The sequence below is a fragment of the Selenomonas sp. F0473 genome, assembly GCF_000315545.1.
GTDB lineage: Bacteria > Bacillota > Negativicutes > Selenomonadales > Selenomonadaceae > Centipeda.
Map to the genome: position 1 here is coordinate 141,074 of NZ_JH992902.1, position 18,325 is coordinate 159,398.

Genomic DNA, 18,325 nt, shown 5'->3' on the forward strand with positions numbered 1-18,325 from the left:
TATAATGGAGGTCATCGAAGGAGTGTGAACGGATGACGGAGCAGAATCGACCGACGGCGCCGGATCTTGATCGCGCGGCGGCGGCAATGCGGGAATTCCTCGCGGCGCTCGGTGTCGATACCGCGGCCTGCGGGATCGAAGAAACGCCGATGCGGGCGGCGGAACTCTACGCGGAACTCTTTGCGGGAGTGCGCGGCAACCCGCATGCCCTTTGGGCGGATACGCTGATTGAGGATGCGGACGGGCTCGTTGCCGTGCGGAAGATCCCGTTTCACTCCATGTGCGAACATCATCTGCTGCCGTTCTTCGGAACCGTCGATATTGTCTATCGACCGCGGGCGGGACGCGTCGCAGGGTTCGGCGCCTTTACGGAACTTGTCGCATGCTATGCGGCGCGCCCGCAGCTGCAGGAGCGCCTCACGGCGCAGATCGCGGACGAGATCATGTCGGGCCTGGATGCGCTAGGCGTGCTGGTTCTCGTCCGCGCCCGCCAGCTCTGTATGACGATGCGCGGCACGCACGCGCATGGGACACGGACGGCAACCGCGGCGTGCCGCGGCGCGTTTGGCACGGATGCGGTGCAGAGCGCGCAGGCGTGGCAGATGTTGGGAGAACGGGCATGACGGCAGAAAGAACGTATCGATTTCGCGACGGCAAGAGCCTGACCCTGGGGAAGCGCACGCTCATTATGGGCATATTGAACGTGACGCCGGATTCGTTCTCGGACGGCGGACGGTGGAATACGGTCGACCGCGCGCTTAGACATATGGAAGAAATGGTGCGGGACGGCGCGGACATCATCGACGTCGGCGCGGAATCCAGCCGTCCGGGGTTTGTGCCGATGGGCGCCGCGGAGGAGACAGAGCGGCTGCTGCCGTTCCTCGAAGTCGTTCTGCGGGAATGTCCCGTGCCGGTCTCTGTGGATACGTTCAAGGCGGAGACGGCGCGCGCGGCGCTATCCGCGGGCACGCATATGCTCAACGATATTTGGGGGCTGCAGTATGCGGAAGAGCCGGGCGCAATGGCGCATGCGGCCGCAGAGGCGAACGCCCCCGTCGTCGTGATGCATAACCAAAATGGAACCTCCTATGACGGCGATATCATCGCCGCGATGCGGGACTTCTTCGGGCGGTCGTTTGCCGCCGCGGATGCGGCCGGACTCGCACGGGACAATATTATTCTCGATCCCGGCATCGGCTTTGGAAAGACGCCCGCGGCGAATATGCATGTCATGCGGCGGATGGGCGAACTCGTTTCTTATGGCGGTGAGGACTATCCCGTGCTGCTTGGTCCGAGCCGTAAAAGTTTTATCGGTGCGGCGCTGGATCTGCCCGTGGAAGAGCGGACGGAGGCGACGGGCGCCGCGTGCGTCCTCGGCGTCACGCGCGGCGCGTCCATCGTGCGCGTGCATGATGTGAAGCCGATTGCGCGCATGTGCCGCATGACGGACGCGATATTGAGGGCATAAAATGGATCGTATTTTTCTGCGCGGGATGACATTTTCTTCATGTCACGGCGTGCTGGCGCATGAGCGTGATATCCCGCAGCGCTTCATTGTGGACGCGGAGCTACTGCTCGACCTGCGGGCGGCGGCGGCGCGGGACGACCTCGCGGCGACGGTGAACTATGCGGAGGTTTATGAGATCGTGCGCGCGGTCGCGGAAGGAACGCCGAAGCGGCTCATAGAAGCCGTTGCCGGGGAGATTGCGGCGCGCACGCTTGCCGCGTTCCCGCGCGTCTGCGCCGTTCGTATCGCCGTGCATAAACCGGAAGCGCCCATGCGCGGACTGTTCTCGGATGTGGGAGTCAGCATCACGCGCCACAGGGGAAAATGACAATGCATACGGCATACGTCGGACTTGGGGCAAACCTCGGCGACCGCGGAGAGACGATGCGCGAGGCGCTGCGGCGCATGGCGGCGCATCCGCATATCAAGTTAGAGGCTGTTTCCTCGTTCTATGAGACCCCGCCGTGGGGGAAAACGGATCAGCCGCCGTTTCTCAACGCCGCGGCACGCGTCTCGTTTGACAGTACGCCGCAGGAACTGCTGAGATTGCTTCGGTCCGTCGAGGATGCGCTCGGCAGGGTGCGGCGGGAACACTGGGGCGCGCGGACGATCGATCTCGACATTCTCCATGTCGAAGGCGTTTGTCAGGAAGACGAGACTCTGATCCTGCCGCATCCTTACCTGTGCGAACGCGCATTTGTGCTTGTGCCGCTGGCGGAGATTGCGCCCGAACTGGACGTTCGGGGCAAGTCGGCTGCGCGGCGGCGCGCGGAAACGGATCGGACGGGGATCGTCCGTGCGCCGGAGCTCGCCGCGCCCTATCCGCTCGAACTCATTGCGGCGGTCGATGCGGAGAACGGCATTGGGCGCGCAGGCGGCCTCCTCACCGACTGTCCTGCAGATATGGCGCATTTCCGCGCGGAGACGATGGGGCATATCGTCGTTATGGGGCGGCGCACGATGGAGAGCCTACCGGGGGAAAAACCTCTCGCGGGGCGTGAGAACGTCGTCCTTTCACGGATACGGGAGAAGGCAGAGGGCTTTCGTCTTGTGCATGATCTTCCGGCGCTTTGGCATCTGCTTGGACGGCTGGCTGTCGATGCGCCGCGGCGTATTTTTGCGATCGGGGGCGCGGCGTGCTATCGTCTGCTCCTGCCCTATGCGCATCGGGCGCATGTGACGCGGCTGCCCGGAAGTTATGCTGCGGATCGTTTCCTGCCGCCGTTGGAGGGGTTCGAGCGGACGGGGCGTCGTCCGGCAAAAGACTGTGTCTTTGAAATTTACGACAGAATCTAGGAAGAGTGCCATGGCAAAAGCAATTTTTCAAAACGATTGGCAGGAACTGCTTGCGGACGAGATGGCGCAGCCGTATTACCGAGAGCTGCGCGCATTCCTCATCGAGGAGTACAGGACGCGCAGAATTTATCCGGATATGTATTCGATCTTCAATGCAATGCACTATACGAGTTTTGCCGCGACGAAGGTCGTCATCCTTGGGCAGGATCCCTATCACGGGGACGGGCAGGCGCACGGCCTTTCCTTTTCCGTGCAGGTCGGCATTGACCCGCCGCCGTCTTTGATCAATATTTACAAGGAACTGCAGGATGATCTCGGTATCGCGCCGCCCGATCACGGGTGCCTCATTCCGTGGGCGCGGCAGGGCGTGCTCCTCCTCAACGCCGTGCTCACGGTGCGCGCGCATGCGGCGGCGTCCCATCAGGGACGCGGCTGGGAGCGGTTCACGGACCACATCATCAGCCTGCTGGGCGCGCGGGAGCGCCCGCTCGCCTTTATCCTGTGGGGCAGCCCCGCGCGGCGCAAGCGCAGCCTTATCGCGAATCCCGCGCATCTCATCGTCGAGTCGCCGCATCCGAGCCCGCTCTCGGCGCACCGCGGGTTCTTCGGCAGCCGGCCGTTCTCGCGCGTGAACGACTTTCTCATACGCGCGGGGGAAACGCCGATCACATGGGCGCTGCCGCCGGCAGATGAAATCAAACCGTAAGATGAACGGCTCGAAAGGGGAACCTATATGAATACCAAAGGAATACGTCTCGCATGCGCGATAGGGCTGATCTTCTGCCTCGGCGGATGCGGTACGCCGGGCGCCTCGTCAACGGCGTCTGCAGAGATGCCGCGCGGCATCGTGCAGAAAAATCAACCGAAGGACGGACAGGCGGAGATCTATCTCGCAGGCGGATGTTTTTGGGGAACGGAGCTGTATACGAGTCTCGTGAACGGCGTCGTCTCCGCCGAGAGCGGCTACGCGAACGGGAAAACTGCAAATCCGACGTATCGGGAGGTTTGCGGCGGCAGCGGCCATGTGGAGGCGGTGCATGTCGTCTACGATCCGCGGATCGTGTCGCTGGACGAGCTGCTGACCGTGTTCTATGACTCGATCGATCCGACGACGCAGGATCGGCAGGGCAACGACGCGGGGCGTCAGTACCGCTCGGGCGTCTACTATGTGCCGAATGAGGACGGGAGCGAGACGGCGGATGAACGTACGATCCGCGCGTCGCTTGACGCGCTGCAAAAGCGTATCGGAAAGCCGATCGCCGTTGAGACCGGGCCGATTGTGAACTTCTACCGTGCGGAGGAGGGGCATCAGGAGTACCTCGCGAAGAATCCGAACGGTTACTGCCATATTTCGCCCGCGAAGATCGCCGCGCTGCGTGAAAAACGCGCCGCGGCGCAGAAGGCTGCGGCGGAAAAGAAAACGGAACAGCGCCCCGCACGCGCCTACGCGAAGCCGTCGGATACGGAGCTCAAGGAAAAGCTGACGGATATGCAGTACGCCGTGACGCAGGAAAAGGCGACCGAGCCGCCGTTTCGCAACGCATACGATCACGAGTTCCGCGCGGGCATCTACTGTGACGTTACGACGGGGGAACCGCTCTTCGTCTCGACGGACAAGTATGATTCGGGCTGCGGATGGCCCGCGTTCTCGCGCCCCATCGACGATACGCTCATCGCGGAACACGAGGACCGCTCGTTCGGTATGGTGCGCACGGAGGTGACCGCAGCGGGGAGCGGCGCGCACCTCGGTCATGTGTTTGACGACGGACCGCAGGAAACGGGCGGGCTCCGCTACTGTATCAACAGCGCTTCGCTGCGTTTTATCCCAAAAGAGGATATGGAAGCCGAGGGGTACGGCGACTATCTCTATCTGCTGGAGAATCGATAACGATAGGCGTCGGCCGTTTTCGGGGGGGAAAAGTAAGACGTGCCGACCTTCATGCGCTCCCTTTACGAATAGGAAGAAGATGGTTTTTATGAGGAATCAAAAGGGGAAATTTCTTGCGCCGCTGCTTTGCGGCGCGCTTCTTGCTCCGTTTCATCATGTTTATGCCGCGGGCGCGGCGGGCAATACCGGCGCGCAGGGCCTCGACACTTACACCATGGGCGAGGTCTTTGTGACGGCAACGCGCTCTGAGAAACGAGATGTGGATGTGCCGGCGGCGACGACCGTCGTCACGGCCGAGGAGATCAAGGCGAGCGGCGCCGCGCATGCATCCGACGCGCTCGCGCAGGTCAACGGGTTCGCCTATAAATCGTTCGGCCCCAACGGCGCGTCGATGGGAACCATGACGAACGAGCTCAATGTCCGCGGGGCGAAGGGCGGTATGCTCGTGCTCATGAACGGAAACCCGATCTCGTGGCGCGGGAAATACAATCTCGACGCGATTCCGGCATCCTCCATCGAGCGCATCGAAATCGTTAAGGGCAGCGGCTCCGTTCTTTACGGCAGCGAGGCGGTCAGCGGCGTGATCAACATCATTACGAAAAAGCAGGCGTCGAACGAGGTGCACGCGGGATTCGGCAACTATGGACAGAGAAGCGCGGGCGTGAGCGTCGGAGACGATCGCTTCGGCGCGTATTATAACTACGACAAATGGGGGCGCCAAAACGGCCTGACCTATACGGACGTCAACCAGACCAGATTCAAAGGGGAGACCCGTACCGATATTCGCGACGTTGAAAAGAAAAATTTCGGTTTTAGCTACCGCGTCAATCCGCGGCTCGACGTTCTGTTCAACGCCTATGAATCCTCGGCGCGCTATCAGCGCTATGTGACGGCACGGCATGCCGACAGCATCCCGCTGACCGTGGGAGAGCCGTACAATAACCGTAAATATGAGTCGAAGCAGTATATTACGCAGCTCAACTACCATGACGCCGACTGGAAAGGAAGTCTGTACTTTAACACGAGTACGATGGAGTTCGCGGGACCGACGTATTTCAGTACGAGAACCGGCGCGCGTACGCCGAACGGTTTCTACGATTCGCGCGAGAAGAATATGACCTATGGGCTGGATCTGCAGCGGACCTGGCAGGTGAACGCAAAGGCGACGGCGATCCTCGGCATCGATTTTGAGCACGAATACTACGCGGCGCTTCCGACCGCGGCGAGCACGGAGAACGACCGATATTCCCGCAATAATTGGGGACTCTTCGGACAATGGGAACAGCGTTTCGACGCGCGCAACACGGGAATCTTCGGACTGCGAGAGACGTGGACGACGGGCGCGGCGAAGCGGCAGAATTTCCACAATCTCAGCGCTTCGGGACAGTGGCTGCACAAGCTGAACGAAGAGAGCAGCATTTACCTGAACGTCAGCCAATCGTTCGTGATGCCGACCTTTGCGCAGATGTACGGCAGCAACGGGCGCCAGCTGCCGGCCTCGGATCTGCGGCCGCAGACGGGCGTCAACTATGAGATCGGATGGAAGAAGAACCATGGCGGGCACGCGTGGAAAGCGGCGCTCTTCCATATGAATGTCAAGGATAATATCACGGCAAAGGTAAACAGCGGGCGCACCGAATATCAATACACGAACGAGGATTTCCGCAACACCGGGATGGAACTTTCCTGCGATATCACGGGAACGCGCGGTTTTTCGTACAACTGGGGACTGACGTGGCAGAATCCGGAGACGAACAGCTCGGATGTTGCCGGCGGCTGGGACCGTACGTTTGGAAAGATACAGCTGACGGGCGGCATAACCTATCGGAAAGGGAAATGGAACTCTTCGCTGACGGCGTCCTACCTCGGATCCCGCGTACAGTCGCCGTCCAAGAAGCGTTCCTATCCGACGAAACCCTATCTCCTGACCTCTTGGAACACGCGTTACGCGCCGGACGAGCACAGCGAGATCAGTCTGCGCATCGATAACGTGCTGAATCGCGAGGATACGACGATGCACAGCGGAACGGTCTACTATGTCGCACCCGTCAACTATCTGCTGAGCTACAGCTATCGGTTCTAAAGCGGCGGACACGGCGGCGTAAAGTTATCTAAGGGAGAATCGGACATGTTGGAACTCGTCAATGTATCGAGCGCGGACTGCGATGTCCGCAACCTGCCGGGCGGCACGCCCCGGGGCGCGGAAGAACTTGTGCGGCGCTATGCGCTTGACGGCATCGAGTTTATGGTATGCGACGCGAAGGACATCGGCCTCTTTCCGCAGCGCCTCGTCCGCGGCATGCATCTATGGTTCTATCCCTCGTGGATGCATTTTTGGCGCGGGAATCGGGAGCTCCTTGCCCGGGATTATACGGCGGAGCAAATACGCCGCATCTTCGGCGACTCGCGCGAGGAATGGCTGGCGCGCTTTCGGGAGAATTTCCGCATGGCGGGGGCGTGCGGGGCGGAGTATGCCGTCTTTCACGTCGCGCACGCGGGGCAGAGCGAGATCTTTTCCCGAAGATTTTTCTATGACGATCGGGCGGTCGTCGCGGGGACGATCGAGGTTGTGCGCGAACTTATATCGGCGCTTCCCGAGACCTGTGCGCTCCTCTATGAGAATCTTTGGTGGCCGGGGTTGACATTCCGTGATCCCGCGCTTGCCGCACGCCTGATTGAGGAGACGCCGCACGCGCGGACGGGATTCATGCTCGATACGGGTCATCTCATGAATACGAACTGGGATCTGCGCACGGAGGAGGAGGGCGTGCGCTATGTGCTCGAAACGATCGAAGGGCTGGCACGCTATGATGCGGCGCTCGCCGCGCGCATCTACGGTCTGCATCTGCATCAGTCCCTCTCCGGAGCGTATGCGCAGACCGTCCGGGCGGCGGTGGTGCGCGGCGAAATGCCGGAGCGGCCGACCCCCGAGGAATCCATCGACTATGTGCTGCGGATCGATCAACACCGTCCGCTCCATACGCCGCGTGCGCGGGAGATCGTCGACCGCGTCCGGCCGCGCTGGCTTGTGCATGAATTCATCCCAAAGAACCGAGCCGACTGGGAGGAAAAAATTACCGCGCAGCAGGCCGCGATTCACGGGCGTTAAATCACGTTTATGAAATATCAATTTTATTATAAACGAGGCTTGCATCTATAGGATTCTGTGGTACAATTTTATATGATTTGGGATACTATATAAAATCGGGGAGGAAGTAGGAATGGTAGGAAAGAATGCCGAAGCTGCGCCGGAGATCGGCGGAGCGGGAATCGGCGCGGCGATCGATCGGCTGGTCGAAGGACACGCGAAGAACGAGCCGTTTGAAAAAATTTCCGGCAGCACGCCGTATGCGAACGAGTTGAACCGTCTGATTGACTGCATGAACGATGAGTTGGAGTACCAGCGGTTTCGTCTGCGTACCGTCAACGAAGCGGTTCATTCCGGCATGTGGTATATGAAGATCAATGCGGATTTCAGTATTGCGTATGCGATTTGGTCGGATGAGTTCCGCCGGATGATCGGTTTCAAAGGGGAAGCCGATTTTCCAAATCAGGTGGAGTCGTGGAGTTCCCGTCTGCACCCGGAGGATGCGGATGCAACGCTCGCGGCGTTTATGAAGTGCATCAAGGATCTCAGCGGGAACACTCCGTATGACGTGGATTATCGACTCAAGGTGCACGACGGCAGTTATCGCTGGTACCATGCTTCCGGCAATGTGGTCCGCGATAAGAGCGGCCATCCCGAAGAGATCATCGGCGTCTTTGTCGATATTGACGCGGAGAAGAAAAATAAAGAGTCGCTGGAGCAGAACACAAAGCGCAAGGAAGAATTCTACCGGGAGCTGGGCACAATGCTGGGCAGCCTGTACAAATCCATCGACGGGATCACGGACAGCGTGACCCAGACGACGGAGCGCACCGTAGAGCTTTCCGGCGTGCAGGAGGAGATCACGCGGGCGGCGGAAGATGCCTGCGGACAGACGGAGAGCACGCTTCAAACGACCGAACTCATTATGAACATCTCCAAGCAGACGAATCTCCTCGCGCTCAACGCATCGATCGAGGCGGCGCGTGCCGGCGAGGCCGGACGCGGATTTGCCGTTGTAGCAGAGGAAGTTCGTAAACTCGCCGACAGCAGCCGCGAGGCGACGACAAAGATCGTGGAAGCTCTCGGTTCCATGCAGACGGCGACGAACAACATCGTCGATAAGATCAATTCGATCAGCCGTCTGATCGATAATCAAGCGTCGAATATGAAGGAGATCAGCGCCTCCGTCGAAGAGGCAAAGTCAATGTCGAACAACATCGAGGAGCTTTCGAGGAATCTCTGAAAATATTTTGGAATCAAACAATTTGCCCCCATGTATCGGTCATTTACGTCCGACACATGGGGGCTGTTTTATGCCGTTAAGAGACTCTGCCGACATAGGTATGATGGGACCGCAGGACGGATATGCATAAATGAAAAATATGGATTTTTAAGTTGCGTTTATGCATCTGCGCTTCTATAATATCCTTATAGAGCGAAGTGTGAAAGGAGCGGATACGATGGATGAAAAACAAAACGGAGCGCTCAGCCGCAGGAATTTCCTCAAGGGCGGCGCGCTTGCGCTCGGCGGCTTCGTCGCCGCGCCGGCTCTCCTTGCGGGATGCGCGAAGAATCCGGACGATCATCTCATTCCTCCCGCGCCGCCTGCAGAGCCTCCGCCGCCGCCCGCGTGGCTCGGCACGGCTCCCGAGATTCCGGATGGAAAGATCGCCGAGGAACGCGTCGCTGATGTGGTAATCGTCGGCGCGGGACTTGCCGGCCTGACCGCCGCGCGTGCGGCATCGGAACACGGCGTGTCGGTTCTCGTCATGGAACGGGGAAGCACATGGCAGTGCCGCAGCGGGCAGTACGGGACGATCGGCAACCGCTACCAGCGGGCGCTCGGCATCACGTTTGACAAGAACGAAGCGATCCTTGAGAACATGAAGCAGATGGGCTACCGCTCGGATCAGCGCATGTGGAAGTATTGGGCGGATCACAGCGGCGAGGATTTCGACTGGATGCTCGACCTCGCGCCCGCCGTCCATGTGATGAAGGAGACGGATACAGAACTCGACCGCTCGAAGATCAATCTCATGATGATGCACTATCCGCTCCCCGCAGGCTACAATCGCGCGGAGGAGAACAGCCCGACCTACCCGACGGTCATGACGCTCCTGCCGAGTCAGGAGCCGCTTCTAAAACTCGTCTATGAGAAATGCCTCGCGCAGGGGTGCAAGTTTATCTTTGCGACGCGTGCGCGGAAACTCATTCGCGAGGAGGCGGACGGGCGTGTGACGGCGGTGATCGGCGAGGATATTCACGGAAATTTCGTGCAGTGCGCGGCGCGCAAGGCCGTTGTCCTTGCAACGGGCGATTACGGGAACAACAAAGAGATGATGGGGTATTTCGTGCCGTGGGCGGTCGACTATATGAACGTCTTCCCCAACCGCGACGCGTGGGACAGCCCCACCAATACGGGCGACGGGCACAAGATGGCGGCGTGGGTCGGCGGGAAGATCGAGGACGGCCCGCATGCGCCGATGATCCACACGCTCGGCGGCCCGCTCGGTGTGGACGCCTATCTGCTGCTGAACGACGACGGCAAGCGGTTCGTCAACGAGGATATCGGCGGGCAGCAGCTTTCCTGCGCGATCTACCGTCAGCGCGGCGACTATGCGTGGCAGATCTTCGACGCGGATTTTCCGCAGCAGCTCGGCGCGATGGGCGTCTCGCACGGCAGCGTCAATCACTGCGTACCCGCCGCCGAGAATCCGAAACTGCCGCCGGATTGTCAATGGGCGATCGGCCGTACGTCCTACACCTCCGTGGAGGACGTGGAGAAGACGTCGGGACTGGTGAAGGCCGACACGATAGAAGCTCTTGCGGCGGCGCTCGCACCCGAACGTCCCGCTGTGCAGAAGACAATCCTCGCCGAGATCGCGCGCTACAACAAACTGGCACACGCGCACCATGACGCGGATTTCGGCAAGGCGGCAAAGCGGCTCTTCCCGATCGAAAAAGCGCCCTTTTATGCGGGCAAGATGCGCGGCGGCGCGCTTCTCGTCAACATGGGCGGGCTGACGGTGAACCCCGAGGACGGCAACGTGCTCGATCGGCAGTACCACGGCATCCCGGGGCTCTATGCGGCCGGCAATACGCAGGGCGGCCGTTTCGTCGGGGACTATCCCGTCGTGACCGCGGGCGTCAGTCACGCCTTTGCGCTCGTCTATGGCCGCCTCGTCGGCAACGTCGTCGGGAAACTGTGAGGAGGGGGAACGATGCGATTCTTATCGAAACTCAAACAGCCGCGCGTCCTGCTGATCCTCATCGTATGTGCCGCAGCCGCTGGATTCGGCGGGCTGGCAGTTCTTTCGACCGTCAGCGCGAAGCCCGCGTTCTGCGCGACCTGCCACAATATGCAGCCCGAATATGACAGCTACACGCATGAGGGATTTCTCGCAAAGGCGCATGCGGATGCAGGCGTGACCTGCCACGACTGCCACGAACCGACGCTTCTGCAGCAGATGAACGAGGGCTGGCTGTTTGTCACGGGAAACTATGAAAACCCAATGCAGAAGTACGGATTCACGAATGAGCAGTGTCTTTCCTGCCACAATTTCGAGGAGGTCAAGCGTGCCACCGCGCACTACGGCAAGGAGAACCCGCACGATCCCGTCCACCTCGCGGGCAACGAGAATCCGCAGCGGTGCATGGACTGCCACAGCGTCCATCACAAGCAGTCCGCGCAGAAATGCAGCGCCTGTCATCCTGTGAGCTGGAAACTGGATACGAGCTGGGAACAGTGATTATACAAAGAGAGATGCCGCGGCATCTCTCTTTGTATATCCGGAAAACAGGACGGTTCATTTCAATTGCTATATAAATAAAAATAATTATTAAAAAGGTAAAAATATTAGTTGACAGGAATAGCCCGTAGTGATATGATGATCCCATCCATAGGACATATCCAATCGGTCGACGCATGGGCGGTTGGTTTTAGGAACAAAGGAGGATTTTTAATGTCTCAGATCAATAAGGAAATCGGCGATTTTAAGGTAGATGCGTTCCAGAAGAAGGCGGGGGCCGCACAGGGCGAGTTCAAGCAGTACACGAAGGCCGATCTTAAGGGCAAGTGGAGCGTGTTCTTCTTCTACCCGGCGGACTTTACGTTTGTCTGCCCGACGGAGCTCGCGGATCTCCAGGATCAGTATGCGGAGTTCCAGAAACTCGGCTGCGAGATCTTCGGCGTCTCCTGCGACTCCCATTTTGTTCACAAAGCGTGGCATGAGAGCTCCGATTTGGTCGGCAAACTCACCTATCCGATGCTCGCGGATCCGACGGCGAAACTCGCACGCGACTTCGACGTCTACATCGAGGAGGACGGCCGTGCCGAACGCGGCACGTTCGTTGTGAACCCCGAGGGCAGAATCGTTTCCTACGAGGTCAGCGCGGGCAATGTCGGCCGCAACGCCGCAGAACTCCTTCGCAAGGTACAGGCACTCCAGTTCGTTGCCGAACACGGCGATGAGGTTTGCCCCGCACGCTGGAAGCCGGGCGAAAAGACGCTGAAGCCGAGTTTTGATCTTGTCGGCAAACTCTAAGACGCTATATAGGGCACTTTGCGAGGGCGCTCGTAAAGTGCTTTTTCTTATGAAGAGACAAAAGAGGTGCACTGATGGATAAAATGTATGATGCCGTGATTGTCGGGGGCGGCCCCGCGGGTCTTTCGGCGGCGATTTACCTGGCGCGCGCCAAATGCAAAGTCCTCGTCGTAGAGAAGGAAAAAACGGGCGGACAGATCACCATCACTGCCGATGTCGTCAACTATCCGGGCCTTGCTAAGATCAGCGGTGCGGAGTTGGCGGCACAGATGGAGCGGCAGGCGCGCGGCTTCGGCGCGGAGTTCCTTTCCGCCGAGGTGATCGGCTTGAAGCTCGACCAGGACGTGAAGGAACTTGAGACGACGGCGGGAACGGTGCGGGCGCTCAGCGTCATTCTCGCGACGGGCGCAAATCCGCGCAAGGTCGGGTTTGCCGGAGAGAAACAGTTCCAAGGGCGCGGCGTCGCGTACTGCGCAACCTGCGACGCGGAGTTTTTCACGGGGATGGATATCTTCGTCATCGGCGGCGGTATGTCGGCGGTGGAGGAGAGTATGTTCCTCTCGCGCTACGGCAGGTCTGTCACGATCCTCGTGCGCGGCGACAAGTTCCGTGCGCCGCAGACCGCGGTGGATGCGCTCGCAAAGTACCCGAACGTCAGCGTGCGGTTCAATACGGTCGTTGATGCTGTAGGCGGCGAGACGATGCTCTCTTATGCGGATTTCCGCAACGACGCGACGGGAGAGACGGAAAGATTCGCCCCGCGCGACGGCGAGACATTCGGTCTCTTTGTCTTTGCGGGGTATATACCGAATACGGGACTCTTCCGCAATCTCGTCGCGCTGAACGAGCAGGGCTACATTCTCACGGATGAGAGACAGGAGACAAATGTCAAGGGTGTATTCGCGGCGGGAGACGTCTGCGTCAAGGAGCTGCGTCAGGTCGTTACGGCGGTCTCCGACGGTGCGGTCAGCGCGGTTGCGGCGGAGCGTCATGCGGCGGCGCTGCACGACAAACTGAATCTGCCGGCGTTCTCGCGCCCCGAAGTCGATACGGCACGGCTCGAGCAGCGTCGGACCTCCATCGAAAAAGAGGCGGCGGAGGGGAACGAGACGAATTTCATCTCCGCGGAGATCAGAGCGCAGCTGGCCGCGGTGTTTGAGAAATTCGCCGCCCCCGTGAAGGTTGTCGGTCACTATGATAGCGGCGAGCTCTCGGTAGAACTGCGCGGTTTCATGGATGAGTTCGCGGGGCTCACGGACAAGGTGCGCTACGAGGCGAAGAACGATGCAAACGGGCAGCCGGGGGTCGAATTCCTCCATGCCGACGGGACGCCGAGCGGCATCACGTTCCACGCGGTGCCGGGCGGACACGAGTTCAACTCGTTCATCCTTGCCCTGTATAATGTCGCGGGACCCGGACAGGAAATTCGCCCCGAGACGCAGGAAAAGATCGCGCGCATCACGAAATCTATCGATGTGAAGGTTCTGATGTCTCTGTCCTGCACGATGTGTCCCGATGTGGTCGCGGCAGTGCAGCGCATCGCATCCCTGTGCGGTAATGTCCGTGCGGACATCTACGATATCCGGTATTTCCCGGAACTCAAGGAGCAGTACAGCGTTATGAGCGTTCCCTGCATGATCGTGGGGGAGGAGCTGCACTTCGGCAAGAAGAATATCGACGAGATCGCCGATATCCTGGCAAAATAATACCGCATTTCACACGCCCCTGAGCAAGGCGACTGTCGGTAGATATTTGCCGGTATCCATATGTTTTTTGTGTATATATTTTAGTAAAGGAGAGTTCATCATGGAGCTGAAGGGTTCACAGACGGAGAAAAATCTTTGGGCGGCGTTTGCCGGCGAGTCACAGGCGCATACGAAGTACCTGTACTACGCGTCGCAGGCGAAGAAGGACGGTTACGTTCAGATTTCGGACATCTTCAACGAGACGGCGGTCAACGAGAAGGCGCACGCCAAGATTTGGTTCAAACTCGTTGCCGGTATCGGCGATACGAAGGCGAACCTTGCCGCCGCGGCCGCGGGAGAGAACGAAGAGTGGACGAGTATGTATCCCGAGTTCGCACGCGTGGCGCGTGAAGAGGGGTTCGACAAGATCGCCCGTCTCTTCGACGCGGTCGGCAAGATTGAGCAGAGGCACGATACGCGCTATCGGATCCTTCTCGAAAATGTCGAGGAGGGACGCGTGTTCAAGCGCGATGAAAAGATCATCTGGCAGTGCCTGAACTGCGGCTATGTCTGCGAGAGCCCGCAGGCGCCGATGAAGTGTCCGGTCTGCGAACATCCGCAGTCGTTCTTTCAGCAGGTTGTGCAGAATTACTGAGGCGTGACGCGGGAAGACGTGACGCGGGATTTTTGCGCCTAGCGTCGTCACTGCGAAAAATTCTGCGGTCGACGTAGGCTTTTGACTACTTCCGCGTCACTTAGGGCTGCGTTACGATGCTGGATTTTCGCGCCTGGCGCCGTGATTTTAGACCACATGAAAAGGAGCCGTTATACACGGCTCCTTGTTTTTGAGGAGAACGCATATGTCCATGCGAAAGAATTTCGACCTGTCGGCTTATCTTGTGATCGGTCCTGAGAATACGAACGGGCGACCGGCTGCGCGCACCATCGCGGAGGCTGTGCGGGCGGGCTTTACCTTCGTTCAGATTCGCTCCAAGACGGCTGAGGCGCGGGAGTTGATTGAGCTTACGCGCGCGGCGGCCGAGGTTATCGCGGCGCAGGAAAAGTCCGAGCGGGTCGCGCTCGTCGTCAACGACCGGCTCGACGTCGCACTCGCCGCGCGGGACGCGGGGGTAAAGGTGGACGGCGTTCACGTCGGGCAGAGCGATATCCCGCCCGAGACCTGCCGGAAATATTTGGGCGAGGATGCCGTCGTCGGCCTCTCGGCGCGGACGTCCGCGCTGATCGACTATGTGCGCGCCTGCGATACCTCCTGCATCGACTATTTCGGCGCGGGGCCGCTGCACGCAACGGCAACGAAACCCGATGCGGGGCGGGATGCGGCGGGACATGTCGTGACGCGCAGCCTCGCGGAACTCTCCGGCCTGCACCGCGCAAGCCCCCTGCCCGTCGTCGTGGGCGGCGGGGTGAAGGAATGCGACCTCCCTGCGCTGCGGGAGACGGGCGTCGAGGGATTCTTCGTCGTCAGCGCCGTGGCATCCGCAGCGCATCCCTTCGCAGCGGCGGATGCGCTCGTGCGTGCGTGGCGTGCGCCGAGATGATAGGAGAGCAGTTTATTTCTCGTAGTACTTTAGGAGACTCTGCGTCCCCTCTGTACCGAGCCCTTTGTCCTCGAGGGCGCGGGCCTCTTCGAGCACTTGCTTCAGAACGGGCAGCGTGAGGCCGTTGGCGCTCCCTGTCTCTACGCCGATATTCATATCCTTGATGAAGTGCTTGAGCATAAAGCCCGGGTCAAAATTACCGTCGAGCGCCATGCGCACCATATGGGACATCTGAAAACTCGCCGCGGCGCCGCCCGAGATGGAGGCGAAGACCTTTTCGACGTCGAGCCCCATCGTGCGCGCGTAGGCGAACGCCTCGCAGGCCCCCGCAAGTGTCCCCGCGATGGCGATTTGGTTCGCCGCCTTGGTTTTTTGTCCCGCGCCCGCGCCGCCTTCGTAGATGATGTTCGACCCCATCGCGGCAAAGACGGGGCGCATCGCCCGGAACGCATCCTCGTCGCCGCCCACGAGAATGTTCAGCGTCCCCGCGCGCGCCCCCATGTCGCCGCCCGTGACGGGCGCGTCGAGGGCCCGGATGCCGCGCGTCTTCGCCTCCTCGTAGATGCGCTCAGCGAGGGTGGGAGAGGAGGTCGTCATGTCGGCGGTATACGTGCCGTGCGCGAGGTTTTCGAGAATACCGTCCGCGCCGAGATAGAGCTCCTCCACATCCTTCGGATAGCCGACGATGGTGATGACCGCGTCCTGTCCCTTAGCGCAGGCGCCGGGCGTGTCGCAGTAACGCGCGCCGCGCGCGATGAGGGCGTCCGCCTTTGATTTGGTACGATTGTAGACGCTGAGCTCGTAGCCCGCGTCCATGAGATGCCCCACCATCGGCGCGCCCATGAGCCCGAGCCCGATAAATCCGATTTTCTTCATCAGAGGTCCTCTCTTTCGTTTCGATGAAATGTTATGTTCAGTGTAACAGGAGAGCGGCGCGCTGTCTATAAAATCCTGCCTATTTGCAGGATTTTTTCATTTGATTTCGAATTTTATAGTACAAGATACGGCGGCGATGAAACGAAGGGAGGACATTATGCGGCTGGAATTTATAGGCGCTGCGCATGTCGTCACGGGCTCGTGTTACTTGCTCCATGCGGGCGACCGGAAGTATTTGGTGGACTGCGGCATGTATCAGGGGACGCGGCGGCTGCGCGAGATGAACTACGAGCCGTTCCCGTTCAATCCCGCGGAGATCGAGGCGGTTTTTTTAACGCATGCGCATATCGACCACTGCGGGCGCATTCCGCAGCTCGTGCGCGAAGGCTTTTGCGGGAAGATTTACGCGACGAAGGCAACGTGCGAACTCGCACATATTATGCTGCCGGATTCGGCGCATATCCAGGAGAGCGACGCGGAGATCATGAACCGCAAGAACGCGCGCCGCAGCGAGGCGCCGATCATGCCGCTCTACACGCAGGCGGATGCGTTTGCGGCGCTCGAACGCTTCGAGCCCGTCCTGTACGGCGACGCGCTCGATATCGGCAGCCTGCACATCGTCTATCATGATGCGGGGCATATCCTCGGTTCGGCGATTCTCGAGATGACTGTGACGGAGAACGAGCAGCAGACGAAGATCGTGTTCTCGGGGGATCTTGGGCAGCCGCATCAGCCCATCCTGCGCGACCCGGAGACGATCGCGGGGGCGGACTTCCTGCTTGTCGAATCGACCTACGGCGACCGCGTGCACCGCGACTATGACAAGGAGACGGCGCTCCTCGAGGTTGTGCGCGACACGATGGACCGCGGCGGCAACGTCATCATCCCGTCCTTTGCCGTCGGCAGGACGCAGACGCTGCTCTACTATTTTTATCGGCTCTGGAAAGAGGGGCGGCTCGACAGCGACATTCCGATCATCATCGACAGTCCGCTTGCCATCCAAGCGACGCGCGTATTCCTCAATAACTATGAGAACTTTGACGAGGAGACGATTGCGTTCTTTGGGAAAAATGGGACGATCCCTTCATTTCCGCAGGTACGCATCGCAGAGTCTGCCGCCGACTCGCGCGCGCTGAACTCCGCCGAGGGCTCCGCGATCATCCTCTCCGCCTCGGGCATGGCGGATGCGGGGCGCATTTTGCATCATCTGAAGCACAATCTGTGGCGGCCGGAATCGACGGTGCTCTTCGTCGGGTATCAGGCGGAGGGGAGTCTCGGACGGCGTCTCGTCGACGGTATCAAGCGCGTGCGCGTGCTCGGCGAGGAGATTGCGGTCAAGGCACAGATACAGGTGCTCGACGGATTCTCGGCCCATGCCGATGCCGCGCAGATCGTCGACTGGATGCGGTCGATCACAGCACCGCGTCCGGCAAAGGTGTTCCTTGTCCACGGCGAGGGACAGGCACAGGAAGCGCTGCGCCAGCGGATCAACGAGGAGCTGGGGCTCGAGGTCTACGCGCCGTTCCTCGGCGATGCGGTGACGATCGCGGGGCGCAATTCCGTTCTCATCCCGTCGCAGAATGCGGCCGTCTCCGTCGAGGCGGAGATGGAGGACGTTATGCGCGGCTTCGACGCCGAGTACCGGCAGCTGCGCAAGGCGATCATTCGGACCGTCGTACGTCAGCCGAAACTTATGGAACCGATCATCCGCACGATGCAGAAAGCGCGCGGCTATTTTAAAAAACTTGCCGCACCCTATCAAATCTAATATATATGTATTGACTGTATGAAAATATCAAGATGTTGTATCTATCGTTGTGCTTCATGCACTTGCATAGTTATAATAAATGCGTTAGAATAGGGGAGCCTAAAAAGGGCTTTC

General features: G+C 59.8%; 17 protein-coding genes. 16 read left to right on the forward strand and 1 reads right to left on the reverse strand.

Annotated elements, in window-relative coordinates:
- The first annotated feature begins 32 nt into the window (after positions 1–32).
- The 15 genes from folE (at position 33) to HMPREF9161_RS00735 (ending at position 15,567) form a co-directional block, all read left to right on the forward strand.
- Positions 33–623 carry a GTP cyclohydrolase I gene (gene folE, locus HMPREF9161_RS00665; protein WP_009727740.1) on the forward strand — a complete coding sequence of 197 codons (591 nt, stop codon included), beginning with the start codon at positions 33–35 and terminating at the stop codon, positions 621–623.
- Positions 620–1,468: a dihydropteroate synthase gene (gene folP, locus HMPREF9161_RS00670; RefSeq protein ID WP_009727741.1), complete on the forward strand. Its 849-nt coding sequence runs from the start codon at positions 620–622 to the stop codon at positions 1,466–1,468. Before folE ends, folP begins: the two co-directional genes overlap by 4 nt.
- A gap of 1 nt (position 1,469) precedes the next feature.
- Positions 1,470–1,835 (forward strand): dihydroneopterin aldolase, encoded by a 366-nt coding sequence (gene folB, locus HMPREF9161_RS00675; RefSeq protein ID WP_009727742.1) that lies wholly within the window; start codon positions 1,470–1,472, stop codon positions 1,833–1,835.
- Complete coding sequence (gene folK, locus HMPREF9161_RS00680) at positions 1,832–2,803, forward strand: 2-amino-4-hydroxy-6-hydroxymethyldihydropteridine diphosphokinase (protein WP_009727743.1); 972 nt, start codon at positions 1,832–1,834, stop codon at positions 2,801–2,803. The genes folB and folK overlap by 4 nt, the downstream gene beginning before the upstream one ends.
- 10 nt (positions 2,804–2,813) lie before the next feature.
- Entirely contained in the window at positions 2,814–3,509 is a 696-nt protein-coding gene (locus HMPREF9161_RS00685) for a uracil-DNA glycosylase (protein WP_009727744.1), read from the forward strand.
- 27 nt (positions 3,510–3,536) lie between these two features.
- Positions 3,537–4,691: a peptide-methionine (R)-S-oxide reductase MsrB gene (gene msrB, locus HMPREF9161_RS00690; protein ID WP_009727745.1), complete on the forward strand. Its 1,155-nt coding sequence runs from the start codon at positions 3,537–3,539 to the stop codon at positions 4,689–4,691.
- Between the two features lie 88 nt (positions 4,692–4,779).
- A complete protein-coding gene (locus HMPREF9161_RS00695) occupies positions 4,780–6,774 on the forward strand; it encodes a TonB-dependent siderophore receptor (protein WP_037348744.1) in 1,995 nt (664 codons plus the stop codon).
- A 45-nt stretch (positions 6,775–6,819) separates the two neighbouring features.
- Entirely contained in the window at positions 6,820–7,800 is a 981-nt protein-coding gene (locus HMPREF9161_RS00700; protein ID WP_009727747.1) for a TIM barrel protein, read from the forward strand.
- A gap of 112 nt (positions 7,801–7,912) precedes the next feature.
- Entirely contained in the window at positions 7,913–9,022 is a 1,110-nt protein-coding gene (locus tag HMPREF9161_RS10160) for a PAS domain-containing methyl-accepting chemotaxis protein (RefSeq protein ID WP_009727748.1), read from the forward strand.
- Between the two features lie 217 nt (positions 9,023–9,239).
- Positions 9,240–10,988, forward strand: coding sequence for an FAD-dependent oxidoreductase (locus HMPREF9161_RS00710; RefSeq protein ID WP_009727749.1), 1,749 nt, complete (start codon positions 9,240–9,242; stop codon positions 10,986–10,988).
- Between the two features lie 12 nt (positions 10,989–11,000).
- On the forward strand, positions 11,001–11,528 hold the full coding sequence (locus HMPREF9161_RS00715) for a NapC/NirT family cytochrome c (protein WP_009727750.1): 528 nt from the start codon (positions 11,001–11,003) through the stop codon (positions 11,526–11,528).
- A gap of 213 nt (positions 11,529–11,741) precedes the next feature.
- Positions 11,742–12,323 (forward strand): alkyl hydroperoxide reductase subunit C, encoded by a 582-nt coding sequence (ahpC, locus tag HMPREF9161_RS00720; RefSeq protein ID WP_009727751.1) that lies wholly within the window; start codon positions 11,742–11,744, stop codon positions 12,321–12,323.
- 74 nt (positions 12,324–12,397) lie between these two features.
- Positions 12,398–14,029 (forward strand): FAD-dependent oxidoreductase, encoded by a 1,632-nt coding sequence (locus HMPREF9161_RS00725; RefSeq protein ID WP_009727752.1) that lies wholly within the window; start codon positions 12,398–12,400, stop codon positions 14,027–14,029.
- Positions 14,030–14,129: 100 nt separating this feature from the next.
- On the forward strand, positions 14,130–14,663 hold the full coding sequence (rbr, locus tag HMPREF9161_RS00730; RefSeq protein WP_009657476.1) for a rubrerythrin: 534 nt from the start codon (positions 14,130–14,132) through the stop codon (positions 14,661–14,663).
- Positions 14,664–14,868: 205 nt separating this feature from the next.
- On the forward strand, positions 14,869–15,567 hold the full coding sequence (locus HMPREF9161_RS00735; protein WP_009727753.1) for a thiamine phosphate synthase: 699 nt from the start codon (positions 14,869–14,871) through the stop codon (positions 15,565–15,567).
- Positions 15,568–15,579: 12 nt separating this feature from the next.
- On the opposite strand, the gene HMPREF9161_RS00740 is transcribed toward HMPREF9161_RS00735, so the two are convergent.
- The gene (locus HMPREF9161_RS00740) at positions 15,580–16,443 is read right to left on the reverse strand and encodes an NAD(P)-dependent oxidoreductase (RefSeq protein WP_009727754.1); all 864 of its coding nucleotides are present in this window, start codon (positions 16,441–16,443) and stop codon (positions 15,580–15,582) included.
- 157 nt (positions 16,444–16,600) lie between these two features.
- Here HMPREF9161_RS00740 and HMPREF9161_RS00745 point away from each other — a divergent pair, with 157 nt between their 5' ends.
- Positions 16,601–18,211, forward strand: a complete 1,611-nt coding sequence (locus HMPREF9161_RS00745; RefSeq protein ID WP_009727755.1) for an MBL fold metallo-hydrolase RNA specificity domain-containing protein — start codon at positions 16,601–16,603, stop codon at positions 18,209–18,211.
- Positions 18,212–18,325: the final 114 nt, after the last annotated feature.